Source organism: Paraliomyxa miuraensis, from assembly GCF_026337845.1.
GTDB lineage: Bacteria > Myxococcota_A > Polyangia > Nannocystales > Nannocystaceae > Paraliomyxa > Paraliomyxa miuraensis.
The window spans coordinates 120,462-134,735 of the sequence record NZ_JAOVZF010000160.1 but is presented as its reverse complement, the minus strand read 5'-3'; the positions used below and the strand labels follow the sequence as shown (position 1 = coordinate 134,735).

The window sequence follows — 14,274 nt, the reverse complement described above, 5'->3', positions numbered from 1 at the left end:
GTCAGTCAGTCCTGCTGCGGCGCGTCGGTCAGCGACTTGCGCCGGAAGATGAGGCGCTCGAGCGCGCCGCTGACCCCCTCGACCAGCTCGTGCAGCGAGCGCGGGTCGACCGGATGGTGGGTGCCGGCGGCGTACACCACCACGGGGACCCGCTCGCGCAGCTTGACCGGCAGGAGCAGCACGTTGCCCCGGATCCCACCCATGGCCTGGCCGAACGCGGCGTTGATCTTGGTGTCGGAGCGCCACGGACCGAAGTGGGGCCCGCCTCGCTCGATCACGTCGCGGAACAGCGACGGCCCCGTGGTGGGGATGCGGACCTGGGTGATCGCCTCGAGCAGCAGATCGTCACCACGGGCATCGCGGCCCCGCAGCTGTTGCTGCAGGTGCACGAACATGATGACGCGCGAGAATCCCTCGGCGAGGAAGTCGAGCAGCACGTGCGTGATCTCGTCGCGGTTGGCCGCCGCGACCAGCCGGGGCAGGACCCGTGCGAATGCGGTGGGAGACAGCGGAATGACCGGCTCCTCGAGGGCCACGGGAGTGACGACCGGCCGTCGAACGGGTGGGGTGCCCGGGGGCGTCGGCTCGGCGAAGGCGGTCGGAGGCAGGGACTCGTCGGCCTCGGACTCGTCGGTCTCGGACTCGTCGGTCTCGGACTCGTCGGTCTCGGACTCGTCGGTCTCGGACTCGTCGGTCTCGGACTCGTCGGCCTCGGACTCGTCGGTCTCGGACTCGTCGGCCTCGGGCTCGGGCTCGCCGAAGAGCCTCGTGCGGAGTTCCTCGGGATCCGGTCGCGGTCCGTAGTAGCGCTCGAGGGCTCGGCGCAACGCGGTCAGCGGCGCCACCGCTCGCACCAGGTAGGCACCCGTGTGGCCGATCACGGCATCCACGGCCCGAAGGTCGGTGGGGTCGGCCATGGCCAGCGTCAGGTTGCCCACGTCGTCCACCGAGACGGGCAGCACCTCGTGATACCAGGCCAGCTCGGCGGGCAGGTGACGCAGGGTCTCGCGCTCGAGCTCGCCGAGGAGGTCGGCCTCGACCTCGGGGATCATCAGCTTGCTCTGGAGGAACTTGACCAGGTCGTCCTCGGTGGCAAAGCCACGATCGACGAGCACCTCCGCGAGGGGGACCTTGTTGGCATAGGCGAACTCGCGGATCTGCGTGGCAGCGTCGTCGGGGAGCAGGCCCGCCCGCTGCAGCATGATGACCAGGTTGCTCAAGGTCGGGCGATCATTCCTCGGGCGCGCGCCTCCCGTCAATTTTCCGTGGGATCGACGTGCTATATGGCCGGCCAGTGATCGATCTGGACCACAACGCGACCACCCCGCTCGATCCCCGGGTACGGGCCGCGATGGTGGAGCTTTGGGCCCGGGACGACCTGGGCAACCCCTCGAGCCCCCATGGGCGTGGGCGAGCGGCCCGGGAGGTGATCGAGGCGGCCCGGCGGCGGGTGGCGGCGGCCTTGCACACCGAGCCGCTGGGGGTGACGTTCACGTCCGGGGGGACGGAGGCCGACAACCTGGCCGTGCTGGGCGCGGCGCGGGCTCTGCGGGAGCAGGGGCGCCCGTGCGGGGTGCTCACCTCGCCGCTCGAGCACCCCGCGGTGGGGGCCGCGGTGGCCCGGCTCGAGCGCGAGGGGTTCCCCGTGGAGCGGGTCTCGGTGGACGCGCAGGGTCGCATCGACCCCGACGACCTGGCGCAGCGCCTGCGCGATCGGCCCGAGCTGGGGCTGTGCTCGCTGGCGGCCGCCAACCACGAGCTGGGCAATGCCTACGACGTCGCGGCGTTCTCCGCGGCGCTTCGGGCCGTGCGCCCGCAGGTGCTGATCCACGTGGATGCGGTCCAGGCCCTGGGCAAGGTCCCCGTGTCGCTGACCGAGTGGGGGGTGGATCTGGTGAGCATCTCCGGGCACAAGATCGGCGGACCGGTCGGCTCGGGGGCGTTGGTGCACCATCGCAATCTGCGGGTCGAGCCGATGCTGTGCGGAGGCCAGCAAGAGCGGGGGCGTCGGGGCGGAACCGAGGGCCTGTGGGCGATCCATGGCCTGGGCGTGGCGGTCGAGCTCGCCGTGGCCGAGCAGCCCAGCCGCCGGGCGACCATGGTGGCCCGGCGCGCGCAGCTGCTGCAGGGTCTGTGCGCCCGGTTGGGGGCCCGGATCCACGGCGATCTCGAGCACCACGTGGGCAACACCCTCAATGTGGCGTTCGAGGGCTGCGCGGGCGAGCTGGTGATGATGGCGCTCGATCTGGAGGGAATCGCGGTGTCCACGGGAGCCGCGTGCAGCAGCGGTGTGCTGCAGGCCTCACCCGTGCTGCGGGCGCTGGGACAGTCGCCGCAGCGCGCCCTCGAAGCGGTACGGCTGTCGATCTCGGCCTCGACCACGGAGGCCGAGATCGACGCGGTGCTGGCCGCACTGACCGACGCAGTGCCCCGGATTCGCCACGCGGCATCGAAGGAGACGGACGCATCATGAGTGGCCGAGTCGATCGCAAGTCACGGGTGGTGGTGGCCATGTCGGGCGGCGTCGACTCGTCGATGGCGGCGGCGCGCATGGTCGAGGCGGGGCACGAGGTGGTGGGGCTGACCATGCGGCTCTACGACGCGTCCGGTGATGAGGGGGGCGAGCGACGCGGCCGCGGAGGCACGTGCTGCTCCCCGGCCGAGGTCGACATGGCGCGACGAGCCTGCGCGGCGCTGGGCATCCCGCACTACGTGGTCGACGAGCGCGCGCGCTTCGAGGCCGAGGTCATCGATCCGTTCGTGCGCGACTACGTGGCCGGCCGCACGCCCAACCCCTGCACGCGCTGCAACCAGCACATCAAGTTCGGGCCGCTGCTCGCGCGGGCGCGGGCGCTTCGGGCCGAGGCGCTGGTCACGGGGCACTACGCGCGCATCGAGGACGGCGCCCTCTTGCGCGGCGTGGATCCGCGCAAGGACCAGAGCTACTTCCTGTTCGCGATGGGCCGGCAGACGCTCTCGTGGGTGTGGTTTCCCCTGGGCGGGAGCACCAAGGAGCAGGTGCGGGTGGAGGCGGCCGCTCGGGGGCTGCCCAACGCGCTCGCACCCGACAGCCAGGAGCTGTGCTTCGTGCCGGGTGGGGACCATGGCGCGGTGGTCGAGCGGCGCGCGGCGGCGCTGGGGTTGTCCACCGAGGGGCTGCTGCCGGGCCCGGTGGTCGACGAGCACGGGCAGGAGATCGGCGAGCATCAGGGGATCCATCGCGTGACCATCGGCCAGCGTCGCGGGTTTGCCGTGCGCGGAACCGAGAAGCGCTACGTGCTGCGCGTGCTGCCGCACAGTCGCACGGTGGTGGTGGGTACGCCGGAAGGGGCGGCGGCGCGGCGGATCGTGGTGCACGAGCTACAGGATCTCGATCTTCCCGCGTCGGGGGAGTCGATGCGGTCGTTGGTGCAGCTACGGCACCGTAGCCCGCCCGTGCCCGGCCGCGTGCACGTGGAGGACGGGTGGGCGATCGTGGAACTCGACGAGCCGGTGTTCGCGGCCGCGCCCGGGCAAGCGGCGGTGTTCTACGACGGCGATCGCGTGCGGGGTGGGGGCTGGATCGCGGAGGTCGGGCCTGCGCGTCCGTGACCCCAGCTGCGACCCACGGTGGTGATCGCGTGGTTGCTCGAGCCGCTGTTTCCTTCGCTGAACCGGCTCCACGTGGTGTTCGAAGCGGGTGAGCGCGACAGCCGCACATCGTTCGGCGAGGAGCTGTCGATCCACCTCTTGCAGCTCGGTGCGCCGCAGCGCCAGGCGCTGTCGACGAGCGAGGCGAGCGGCTATGATGCGGTGGTCGAGCGATGGGCGCGGTTCTTCACGCGCTACGACGATCCCGTCGAGCTCGAGCGCCTCGCTGCAGAGGATCCGATGATGGCCCTGGCCAAGCAAACCCTCGAAGCACTCTCACGGGATCCCGAGGCCCGCCGTCGGGCCCAGCGGCGGGAGGACGATCTCCGGCTCTACGAGATCGAGCTCCGAGCCAACCTCGAGAGGGCCACACAGACGGGGTGGAACCAGGGCTGGGACGAGGGCCGGACCAAGGGGAAGGCGGCGCTCCTGCTGCAGCAGCTGATCAAGCGCTTTGGTCCGCTGCCACAGCCCGTGCTGGCGCGGGTGGACGCTGCGACGTCCGAACAGCTCGACGCATGGGCCGAGCGAGTGCTCTCCGAGCCGTCTCTCGACGACGTACTCGCGCCGTAGACGAGCGACGGGCGAATTCCAGAGTGGCGCCGGCGTGAACGGGCTATTGATCACCGATGGCCCCCTACGCAGCGCCGAGCCTCCAGCAGATCATCGACATGCTCGCCGATCCCGACGTCGAGCGTCGGCTGCCGCTGTCCACTGGCGGACCGGCGGGGCCGACCGCCCAGATCGGGCTGCGCGACGGTCGATGGTGTCTCTATCGGCTGGCGATCGACGGCGTCGCCTACGACGCGTTCATCGAGGCGCTGCGGGAGGCGAACGAGCCGCTGTTTCCCGAGCACCGCATGCGATTCCTGGTGCCGGGTGAGATCCTGCTGCAAGCCGACGGCCGCACCGAGCTGCTGGCGCTGCTGCGCAAGCGCAAGCCATGGCTCGACGACGACTACCAGGTTCAGCTGCGCGCCCCAGGATGGTTTGCTTGATGCTCATGGAGCGCTCGCCCTTCGATCTGCGCGGGCATGCCTCGATGCCCGGTTGCCGTGGGTCGTGGGCGATCACGCGTCGGTGGAGTCCATCTCGTCGTCGAGGGCTGGGGCGCGCGGCGTTATACTTGCGACCACGCGGCGCGGCATCGCGAGGGTGCAACGTCCGAGAACCCCGGTCCCATGATCCGCCTCCCCAAGGTCTTGCTCGACCTCCCCGACGCCGAGGAGCCGGTCGACGACGACACCCACCCGCCCGGTGAGGGGGGGCTACGTGGTCTGCAGCAGCAGCTGGGCTATGCGTTCGAACGACCGGCGCTCCTGCGGGTGGCGCTCACGCTGGGCTCGTGGGCCAACGAGCACCGCGGCGCGGGCTGGCCCAGCAACGCCTGCCTCGAGTTCCTCGGCGACGCGGTGCTGGGTCTCCTGACCGCCGATGCGCTATGGCGGCGCTTCCCCGATCTGGCCGAGGGCGAGCTGACCCGGCTGCGTGCGGCTCTGGTGTCGGAGAGCAGCCTAGCCGCCGCGGCGCAGGAGCAGCAGCTCGGCGAGTGGCTCTACCTCGGTCGCGGTGATCTCAAGCGCGGCGGTCGAGATCACCCCAGCACGCTGGCGGATGCGGTCGAGGCGGTGCTCGGCGCCGTGTTCCTCGATGCGCGCGAGGCCGGCCGCTCGCCGCTCGAAGCGGCCGCAGTGGTCTACGGCCGCCTCTTGGGCCCACGAGTGGCCACGCTCGCGCCCCATCACGGGGTCGATCCCAAGTCGCGCCTGCAGCACTGGGCGCAGGGTCGGTTCCGGGTCACGCCAACCTACGCGCGCGTGGGCGAGCCCCCGCCGCCCGACGATCCTCGCTGGACCGCCCAGGTGGAGCTGCGCTTCTCCGATGGTCGCGTCGAGGTGCTCGGGCAAGGGCAGGGCCGCAGCCTCAAGCAAGCCGAGCGCGCCGCGGCCCGACAGGCGCTCGCGCGCATCGAGGGCGACGACTGAGGCCGTGTCCCGCTCAGTTCCGCGGCTCTCCGTGCCGCATGCCCAGCCACAGGCTCACGTGCTGGATCGTCAGTATCCCGCCCACCCGCCGTAGATCCGGCTTGCCCTCGGCGTCGTCCTCGAGTGCGAGCAGCTCCATGCGCAGGCGCAGCAGCAGGTTCTCCGCCAGCGCCTGCTGGTGCTCGCCGATCCCAAGGTCGGCGCAGCGCTCGGCGAAGTCGCGCCGCACCGCGTCGACCAAGTCATCGGGGGTCAGCAAGTTCGCGCGGGCCCACGCCAGATCATCGGGGGTCAGCGGGGCCAAGGCCGAGGTCGACCCCGGCAGGTGGGCGTGCACGATCGCCGTACGCACCAGATCGCCCAGCGTCACGCGACCGGCATCGTCCACGCGTCCCAGCCACGCCGGATCGACGCCATAGCCGCCAAAGCACAGCTGGACCAGCGCGCTGGCCTGCGCGACCAGCAAGGTGGCCCTGGCCACGTCCTCCAGGCTTCGCAAGGGACGGGTGCCCTTGCCGCCACCCCCGTGCGAGCGCGCGGCCTCGGGACGGTCCAGCGGAAGCTCCGGCATCAAGCCGCCAAGGGCCGCCACCGCCGGGCCCCAGGGTCGATCGAGCAGCGAGCCAGGGCCGGCGAGCGACACCGGGCCGCCGCGAACGAGCAGCCGCGCCGCGGCTCGGACCTTGTCGAGGGCGCCGTAGCCCACCCGAAACGTCAGGCGCAGCCCGATCGCGGCCACGCGCTGCGCGAGGTAGGCCTGCACCTCCATGCCCGAGGGCGTGGTGCGGCCGAGCAGCTCGAGACCCAGCGCCAGCGTGCCCTGGGTCTGGTCGATCGCCCGCTGCTGCAGCACCTCGTCGCCGGGATCGAAGCGCTGCGCCGAGGTCACCTCGTTGACCAGCAGCAGGAATTCTCGGGAGCGCACCCCGTGCTCGTCGAATGCCAGCCGCCCCATCACCTGCCGCAGCAGCTCGGGCCCGCTCCAGCGCACCGTATGCTCGAGCCCCTGCGCGTGCCGAAGGTGGCTGAAGTCCAGCGCCTCGTGCTCGGCCGCGACCCGATGATCGAGCGGGCGTAGCAGCTTCATCGCCTCCTCCCACTCCACGAACCCCAGATCGGCCAGGCGCCCGTTGCGGAAGCGCAGCAGCTCCTCCTCGGCCTCTGCGGGCAAGAGCGACTGGATCGACAAGCACAGCTTGCGCCCTTCCGCCAGGTCGTCCTCGTAGACGCGGTGGATCGTCTGCAGCGTGCGCAGCCCCAGCTCGTCGTCGGGTACTCCCACCACGAAGAAGCCGTCGGGAGTCTCCCACGTGCGCAGCGAGCCGAGCTCGGCCGTGATGCGATCGATCGCGTCGTCCTGGCCCTCGGGCAGATCCGCCACCACCGTCCCGGCCGCCAGCGCCACCGTCCACAGCTCGGGATCCATCGCGTAGACGAGATCCGCCAGCGTCCCGCGGGGACCGTCGGCGGGGCTGTGCTCGGCGATCGCGTGCAGCCACAGCCGGGCGCGGCGGATGTCGATGCGGTCGCGCACCCAGCCGTCGAGGTCGAGCAGGCTCGACAGCTGCTCGGCGGTGGCGTAGGGCAGCAGCACGTCGAGCCGCTTCTCGTCGCGCAGGCGCCGGGCCGCGCGCACGAACACGGGAACGGGCAGGGCGGGGATCAGCACGGGCCGATCGTCGCGCGTGTCGAGGGCCAGCGGGTCGTCGTCGATGGCGCGCAGGTCGTCGGGATCGAGGACCCGGGGGGACGGTTGCTCGGGCGTTCGGGCGGTCACGCAGCGTGAGGTACTATCGTACGGGGGCCAACCGTGCCACCTCGTCATCCGAGCATCGCCCATGCGCTCGGCTCCTGCCGCCGCCGACTGGCCGCCGTGCGCTCGCTTCGCGGGTCCGAGCCGGGCGGCGCCGTCATCGGGATCCACGTCGCATGCTCGGGCGGCCCGGACTCGGTCGTGCTGCTCGGCCTGCTCCACCTGCTCGCTCCCTCGGAGGGCCTTCGCTTGTCGGTGGGCCACGTCGATCACGGCCTGCGCCCGGAGTCGGCCGACGAAGCCGCGCTGGTCGGGCGGCTCGCCGACTCGATGGGGCTGCCCAGCACGGTCGACCGCCTGACGCTGTCCGACGGCGCGGGCCTGCCCGCCCGGGCGCGAGCGGCCCGCCGCGCTGCGCTGCGCGAGCAGGCCCGTGCGGCGGGAGCGTCGTTCGTCGCGCTGGGCCATACCGCGACCGATCAGGCCGAGACCATGCTGCTGCACCTCGCCCGCGGTGCGGGCCTTCCGGGACTGGCCGCGATGGCCGAGCACGATCCATGGGGGGACTCACGACCAAACGAGCCCCCGGACGGATCCGGCGCGAGGGGAGGATGGGTGCGGCCGCTGCTGTCACTCTCTCGCCCTCAGACCCGCGAGCTGGCCATGCGCCTCCAGCTCCCGTTCGTCGACGATCCGACCAACCTCCTGCGCGAGCACCCGCGGGTCCGCGTGCGGCACGAGCTGCTCCCGGTACTGCACCAGCTCAATCCCCAGGTCGAGCAAGCGTTCGCGCGTGCGGCTGCCCACGCGCGCGCGGCCGAGGAGGCCCTGCAGGCCTGGGTCGACCACGAGCTGCGGCTTCGGCGGCGCGAGCCTCGTGCGGACGACGCACGATCCGAAGGGGCGAGCCCGCGCCCGTGCGACGACGAGGCCGCCTCGACCTCGGGCGCCTCGACCTCGGACACCGTAACCTCGGGCCCGCGCTGGTCGACCGAAGGAATGGAGGCGCTGCCCTCCGCCGTGCGCACGCGACTGGTTCGTCGTGTGTGCGGGGCCGCGGGGGCTCCCGACGATGCCCTTGGCGCGGCGACCCTTGCGTCCATCGACGACGCGCTCGCGCGTCCGGGCCCTCGGCGTGCCTGGGATCTCCACCCGCATCTTCGCCTGTACGTCGCTCACGGAGAGCTTTGGACCGAAGACCTCCCAACCCAGGCCCCAACCCACGCCCCAACCCAAGCTGGGCTCGATCGGAAGTCCGCGACTCGCGCCCCCAACCATTGACCCCCCCGTGACCAAAGGGCTATGCTGCCCGCTGCCGGTAAACGCGCGTGAAACAGCAAACGAAGACGCTTCTGGTCTGGTTGGGCCTCATCGTGGCGGTGTTGGCCCTGGCCAACCTCTTCAACTCGAGCCAGCAGACCACCCAGATAAGCTACGCCCAGTTCATCCGGCAGATCCACACGCTCAAGGACACCACGCTGAACGTGGAGGTGCACCCCGGGCACGTGGACATCGACTACAAGCTCGACGACAAGACCTACGAGGTCACCGGTCCCGTCACCGAGGAGCTCTACACCAAGCTCGACGCCAACGGGATCGACTACCGCGTCGAGCCCGAGGAGGACAGCTCGATCCTGCAGTTCGCGATCATGTGGCTGCCCATGATCCTCATCGTGATCATCATGGTGATGTTCATGCGGCAGATGCAGGCGGGCGGCGGCAAGGCGATGAGCTTTGGCAAGGCACGCGCGCGGCTGCTGACCGAGCACCAGGGCAAGGTCACCTTCAAGGACGTCGCTGGCATCGACGAGGCGCGCGAGGAGGTCGAGGAGATCATCGACTTCCTGCGCGACACCCGAAAGTACATGCGGGTGGGCGGGCGGATCCCCAAGGGCGTGCTGCTGATGGGCCCGCCCGGGACCGGCAAGACGCTGCTGGCGCGTGCGATCGCCGGTGAGGCCGGGGTCTCGTTCTTCAGCATCAGCGGCTCGGACTTCGTGGAGATGTTCGTGGGCGTGGGGGCCAGCCGCGTGCGCGACCTGTTCGAGCAGGGCAAGAAGAACGCGCCCTGCATCATCTTCATCGACGAGATCGACGCCGTGGGGCGCCACCGCGGCGCGGGCCTCGGCGGTGGGCACGACGAGCGCGAGCAGACCCTGAACCAGCTGCTCGTGGAGATGGACGGCTTCGAGAGCAACGACGGCGTGATCCTGGTGGCCGCCACCAACCGCCCCGACGTGCTCGACCCGGCGCTCTTGCGGCCCGGCCGCTTCGACCGGCGCATCGTCGTGGGCCTGCCCGACGTGCGCGGCCGCGAGATGATCCTCAAGGTCCACGTCCGCAAGGTGCCCATCGAGGACGACGTGGACCTGTCGATCATCGCGCGCGGCACCCCGGGGTTCTCGGGGGCCGACCTCGAGAACCTGGTCAACGAGGCCGCGCTGATGGCCGCCCGTCGCGGGCGCGATCGCGTGGGCCTGTCGGACTTCGAGCGCGCCAAGGACAAGGTCCTGATGGGCGCCGAGCGCAAGAGCGTGATCATCTCCGAGGAGGAGAAGCGCACCACCGCATGGCACGAGGCCGGGCACACCCTGGTCGCCATGAAGCTGCCCGAGCGCCACGTGGACCCGATCCACAAGGTCACCATCATCCCGCGCGGCCAGGCGCTCGGGGTCACCCAGCAGCTGCCCGAGGAAGACCGGCACAACCTCGACCGGCGCTACGCCGAGGCTCGCATCGCAATCCTGATGGGCGGTCGGATCGCCGAGGAGCTCGCGCTCGACGGTCAGCAGACCACGGGGGCCGGCAACGACATCGAGGTGGCGACCACGCTGGCGCGCAAGATGGTGTGCGAGTGGGGCATGAGCGACAAGCTCGGGCCCATCGCCTACAACAAGAACGACAGCGAGCCGTTCCTGGGCCGCGACATTGCGCGCCCCAAGGCCTACTCCGAGTCCACCGCGCAGGCGATCGATCGCGAGGTCCACGAGATCGTGATCAGCCAGTACAACCGCGCACGGGACATCCTCACCACCCACTCCGACGCGCTCGAGCGGCTGGCGGTGGCGCTGATCGAGCGCGAGGCCCTGGGGCTCGAGGAGGTCAAGGCGGCCATCGAGGGTCGCCCGCTGCCGCCGCTGCCCGAGGCCACACCGGCCAAGGCGGCCGAGCCCGCCGCGGGCGAGGCCAAGGACAAGGACGCGGCCAAGAAGGACGAGGCGGTACGTCCGGGCAGCTTCCCCGTGGCCGAGGCGACTTAGTTTGGCCCCCCGCGGTCAGCGGTAGGCAAGCGAGCACCCAGGTCGCCCCCGTAGGGGGCGTAGTCGAGGTGCAGCGTAGGTTGGTGGTAGGGCGCCCCGCGGTCAGCGGTAGGCAAGCGAGCACCCAGGTCGCCCCCGTAGGGGGCGTGGTCGAGGTGCAGCGTAGGTTGGTGGTAGGGCGCCCCCGAGGTCAGCGGTAGGCAAGCGAGCACCCAGATCCCCGTAGGGGGCGTGGTCGAGGTGCAGCGTAGGTTGGTGGTAGGGCGCCCCGCAGCCAGCGGTAGGCGAGCGAGCACCCAGGTCGCCCCCGTAAGGGGCGTGGTCGAGGTGCAGCGTAGGTTGGTGGTAGGGCGCCCCGCGGTCAGCGGTAGGCAAGCGGGGTGTTCTACGGCTGGTGCTCGGCTTGCGGTGTTGGCTGGGCCAGTGCGGTCTCGAGCTGCTTGGACAGCTCCGGGTCGTTGGGGTGGATCATGCCGTCGCGTCGCCAGCGGATCGTCCCGTCGCGCCCCACCAGCACCGTGGTGGGGTAGCCGCGAACGTTCCAGTCGTTCACGGCTCGGCTCTCGGGATCGAACAGCACCGGATACCCGAGCTGGTACGCCGTCACCATCGAGCGCACGCGGGGCAGCATCTGCCGCTTGTCGATGCTGACCCCGAGCACGGTGAACCCCTGGGCGGACAGCTCGCGCTGCAAGCGGGCGAGCTCGGGCAGCTCCTTGGTGCATGGCTTGCACCACGTGGCCCAGATGTTGACCAGCACCACCTGCCCACGAAAGTCCGACAAGGCCACGGGCTCGCCGTCGATGGTGCGAGCCGCGAGCGTGGGGGCGGGCTGGCCGATGGCCGAGGCTCCCGATGGTCCTCCCGCCGCCTCGTCACCCTTGCCCTGACAGCCGGACCCTACCAACAAGGTCGGCAGGAGCGAGACGACGAGCAGCGTGGAGCGAAGCGCGTTCACGAGTGGCGTCGCGAACCCTGCCGCGAGGCCGACACCGCGTCAAGCCGCGACGGCACACAGCTCGCCACTGCCGTAGCCCAGGCTCGCCGCGTACTGGCTCAGCCGATCTCGCATCAACCGCCGCGCGCGATGCAAGCGGCTCATCACCGTGCCGAGCGGGATGTCGAGGGCCTGCGCGGCCTCCTTGTAGGCGCTGCCCTGCAGATCCACCAGCTCCACGACCTCGCGGTAGTGCTCGGGCAGGGCATCGAGCGCGTCGTGGATCTCATCGGACAGCAGCGAAGAGGTCCAGGCGCGCTCGGGGGCGCGGGCCTCCTGCATGCGGCCTCGGTCGAACAAGTGGTCGACCAGATCGCAGCGTGCGGCGGCGGCATTGACCACGCGCGCATGTCGGTGACGGGAGATGAAGGTGTTGACCACGATGCGGGCGAGATAGGCGCCCACGTTGCCGCCGTCCTCGAAGCGAGCCCAGTTGGCCCAGGCCCGACACAGAGCCTCCTGCACCAGATCGGAGGCCTCACTGGGCTGCCGGGTCAGTCGCATGCCAAGCCGGAACAGGCGGGGCATGTGAGGGGCAACGAGCGCGGAGAACTCGGCGGTGGTGGTCATGACCCGCTGATTGAGCAAGTCCGTGGCCAGGTGAAAAACGATTGAATTCCAATGGGTTGCCGAATCCGAGCCGCATGCCAGCCACGGCCGGTTGCAAACGCCAGCCACATTGCAACGGATGATCGCAAACCCCTCGAAGCCTGGGTCAAAGGTCTGCCATCGGGTCTTGGAGTGCGATCTCGGACGCTCGGGTGTCGGCCGTACGGGCCTGGTGAAGGCCGGGGACGAGGGCCCAGCGCCATGGTCCGCTGCCTTCCGCCGGCACCCACAGCCGTCGCGAGCGCGGCGCCGTGGCGCTTGCCTCCACCTCCACCTCGATCCACAGCGGCGGATCTCGCCAGGGGTAGGGCTCGATCCGGCGCAGGAACCAGCCGGGCGCAGTGGATCGCGCGTCGATGGGCTCTGCGCTCACCGCCAGGGCATGGGTCGCGGCGGCGCGCACGGCCGATTCGGGATCGGTCGAGGCCAAGAGCTGCAGCCGGGCTCGGGTGGCTCGATGGATCCGCTTCGGATCGACCTGCGAGAGGCCCAGCGCCGCCGAGGCTCGCACGCGGGCCCGGTCGTCGACGAGGAGTCCAGCGAGGCGCGAGGGCTCGCCCTGGCGCCCGAGCGCGAGGGCGACGCAGGCCCGTACGCGGGGCTCGGGATCCTCGGCGAGATCGGCCCACGGTGGCTCGCTGCGGCGCCCGTGCTCGGGTGCGGCGGCGCCGAGCGCGGCGAGGGCCAGGCATCGCTCGCTGGGGCTCGCGCTCGCTTCGCGCGCCCAGCCCTCGAGGCGTGCGCGGGCCGTCGTGTCGTGCTCGGAGGACCATGACGAAGGACTGGCGGCCAGCACCAGTGCCCAGGGCCATCGGCCGACCAACGGCCCGGGAGCGGCGAGGGCGGCGAGCGCCGCGGGGACGCGCCAGTCCGGGTCGAGCGTGGCCAGCGTCCACGCGGCCTGACGTCGACCGTAGTCGTCGCCATGGTCGAGCCGGGCACGCCATGCCGATCGATCCTCGGGTGACGGCCAGGTCTCCGTGGAGGTGGAGACGACACTGGGCTCGAGCGCCCCGAGCAGGCGCTGCACCTCGGTGTCGATGGCCGGCGCGAGGCCGCGGGCCCGGGCTGCCTCGAGGCCGGCGCGAGCATCCTCGCCGAGCAACAAGAGGGCCAGCAGCGCGGCCTCGCGTCGGGCGGGCTCGTCGAGGCGTGCGATCAAGCCCGAGACGATCGCGTCGCTCGGCTCGGGACGCCGTCCGATCGCCATGGCAACGCGCGTCTCGTCGAGGCCGGGCAGGGGATCGTCGAGCAGGACCAGCAGGTCGTCCTCGACCGAGTCATCGGGGAGCACGGCGAGCGCTTCGACGATGGCCTGGGCCACGGGAGGCTCGTGGGGCAGGCCCAGCGCACGGCGCAGGGCCGGAACCGCAGTGGGGTCGCGCCAGTGCCCCAGCGCCTCGGCGGCGGAGGCCTGCACGGAGGGCTCGGGATCCTCGAGCAGCCGTGCAATCGACAGCGTGCCCTCGCCGGGTCCGAGCAGGCCCAGGCTCAGCACGGCCCGACGACGCACCACCACGGACACGTCCGCGAGCTTGGACAACAGCGCGGTGCGGGCTCGCTTGCGGACGTCGGGGGGCATGGGGGCCGAGCCGAGGAAGTCGGCCGCCTGCGCGCGGATGATCTCGGAGGGGTCGCGCAGGGCCTCGATGATGATGGCGGCGCGACTGGGGTCGGGGTCGAGCGCCAGGACCTTGAGCGCGGCCACGCGCACGGTGGGCTCGCCGCCGTCGGACCACAGGTTTGCGGCGCTGGGGATGCAGGCCACGACCTCGCGCTCGAAGCACATGCGCAGGGCCTCGCGGCGCACCTGCGGGGAGAGATCGTCGAGCGCGGTGAGCAGCGGTCCGAGGATGGCTCCCGTGGCCAAGCGATCGAGCTCATGGACGGCGGCGAGGCGCTCGCGCTCGTTGGCGATCGGCTTGCCTGCCATGTCTCGGATGAAGGCGGTGGCGATCCGCTCGACCTCGGTCGGCCACGTGGGCCATCGCGTGAGAGGCTCGGCGGCGGCGGGAGACGGGGCGAGCACGCCGGCGCCGA

At 71.3% G+C, this 14,274-nt stretch carries 12 protein-coding genes; 7 read left to right on the top strand and 5 right to left on the bottom strand.

Annotated features, from left to right (window positions below; translation table 11 throughout):
- Nucleotides 1-5 precede the first annotated feature (5 nt).
- Entirely contained in the window at nt 6-1,220 is a 1,215-nt protein-coding gene (locus OEB96_RS33890) for a GspE/PulE/PilB domain-containing protein (protein ID WP_266220986.1), read from the bottom strand.
- A gap of 74 nt (nt 1,221-1,294) precedes the next feature.
- On the opposite strand from OEB96_RS33890, the gene OEB96_RS33885 reads away from it, so the two are divergent.
- From OEB96_RS33885 to rnc, 5 genes are all read left to right on the top strand, one after another.
- Nucleotides 1,295-2,473, top strand: coding sequence for a cysteine desulfurase family protein (locus OEB96_RS33885; RefSeq protein WP_266220985.1), 1,179 nt, complete (start codon nt 1,295-1,297; stop codon nt 2,471-2,473).
- Nucleotides 2,470-3,591 (top strand): tRNA 2-thiouridine(34) synthase MnmA, encoded by a 1,122-nt coding sequence (mnmA, locus tag OEB96_RS33880; protein WP_266220984.1) that lies wholly within the window; start codon nt 2,470-2,472, stop codon nt 3,589-3,591. The genes OEB96_RS33885 and mnmA overlap by 4 nt, the downstream gene beginning before the upstream one ends.
- A gap of 18 nt (nt 3,592-3,609) precedes the next feature.
- Complete coding sequence (locus OEB96_RS33875; protein WP_266220983.1) at nt 3,610-4,203, top strand: DUF4351 domain-containing protein; 594 nt, start codon at nt 3,610-3,612, stop codon at nt 4,201-4,203.
- Nucleotides 4,204-4,259: 56 nt separating this feature from the next.
- A complete protein-coding gene (locus OEB96_RS33870) occupies nt 4,260-4,628 on the top strand; it encodes a hypothetical protein (protein ID WP_266220982.1) in 369 nt (122 codons plus the stop codon).
- A 183-nt stretch (nt 4,629-4,811) separates the two neighbouring features.
- Nucleotides 4,812-5,615, top strand: a complete 804-nt coding sequence (gene rnc, locus OEB96_RS33865) for a ribonuclease III (protein ID WP_266220981.1) — start codon at nt 4,812-4,814, stop codon at nt 5,613-5,615.
- Nucleotides 5,616-5,628: 13 nt separating this feature from the next.
- Here the strand turns inward: rnc and OEB96_RS33860 are convergent, their stop codons facing one another.
- Nucleotides 5,629-7,392 (bottom strand): DUF6178 family protein, encoded by a 1,764-nt coding sequence (locus OEB96_RS33860; protein ID WP_266220980.1) that lies wholly within the window; start codon nt 7,390-7,392, stop codon nt 5,629-5,631.
- A 33-nt stretch (nt 7,393-7,425) separates the two neighbouring features.
- On the opposite strand from OEB96_RS33860, the gene tilS reads away from it, so the two are divergent.
- Nucleotides 7,426-8,649, top strand: a complete 1,224-nt coding sequence (tilS, locus tag OEB96_RS33855; RefSeq protein ID WP_266220979.1) for a tRNA lysidine(34) synthetase TilS — start codon at nt 7,426-7,428, stop codon at nt 8,647-8,649.
- A 47-nt stretch (nt 8,650-8,696) separates the two neighbouring features.
- On the top strand, nt 8,697-10,628 hold the full coding sequence (gene ftsH / locus OEB96_RS33850; RefSeq protein WP_266220978.1) for an ATP-dependent zinc metalloprotease FtsH: 1,932 nt from the start codon (nt 8,697-8,699) through the stop codon (nt 10,626-10,628).
- Between the two features lie 385 nt (nt 10,629-11,013).
- On the opposite strand, the gene OEB96_RS33845 is transcribed toward ftsH, so the two are convergent.
- The 3 genes from OEB96_RS33845 to OEB96_RS33835 all read right to left on the bottom strand — a co-directional run bounded on the left by OEB96_RS33845 (nt 11,014) and on the right by OEB96_RS33835 (nt 14,263).
- Nucleotides 11,014-11,586, bottom strand: coding sequence for a TlpA family protein disulfide reductase (locus OEB96_RS33845; protein ID WP_266220977.1), 573 nt, complete (start codon nt 11,584-11,586; stop codon nt 11,014-11,016).
- 39 nt (nt 11,587-11,625) lie between these two features.
- A complete protein-coding gene (locus OEB96_RS33840; RefSeq protein ID WP_266220976.1) occupies nt 11,626-12,195 on the bottom strand; it encodes a sigma-70 family RNA polymerase sigma factor in 570 nt (189 codons plus the stop codon).
- Between the two features lie 145 nt (nt 12,196-12,340).
- A complete protein-coding gene (locus OEB96_RS33835) occupies nt 12,341-14,263 on the bottom strand; it encodes a HEAT repeat domain-containing protein (RefSeq protein WP_266220975.1) in 1,923 nt (640 codons plus the stop codon).
- Nucleotides 14,264-14,274 lie beyond the last annotated feature (11 nt).

Excerpts from the sequence above, each read along its gene's own strand:
- OEB96_RS33840 (WP_266220976.1), bottom strand. The coding sequence starts at position 12,195 with ATGACCACCACCGCCGAGTTCTCCGCGCTCGTTGCCCCTCACATGCCC.
- rnc (WP_266220981.1), top strand. The coding sequence starts at position 4,812 with ATGATCCGCCTCCCCAAGGTCTTGCTCGACCTCCCCGACGCCGAGGAG.
- mnmA (WP_266220984.1), top strand. The coding sequence starts at position 2,470 with ATGAGTGGCCGAGTCGATCGCAAGTCACGGGTGGTGGTGGCCATGTCG.
- OEB96_RS33870 (WP_266220982.1), top strand. The coding sequence starts at position 4,260 with ATGGCCCCCTACGCAGCGCCGAGCCTCCAGCAGATCATCGACATGCTC.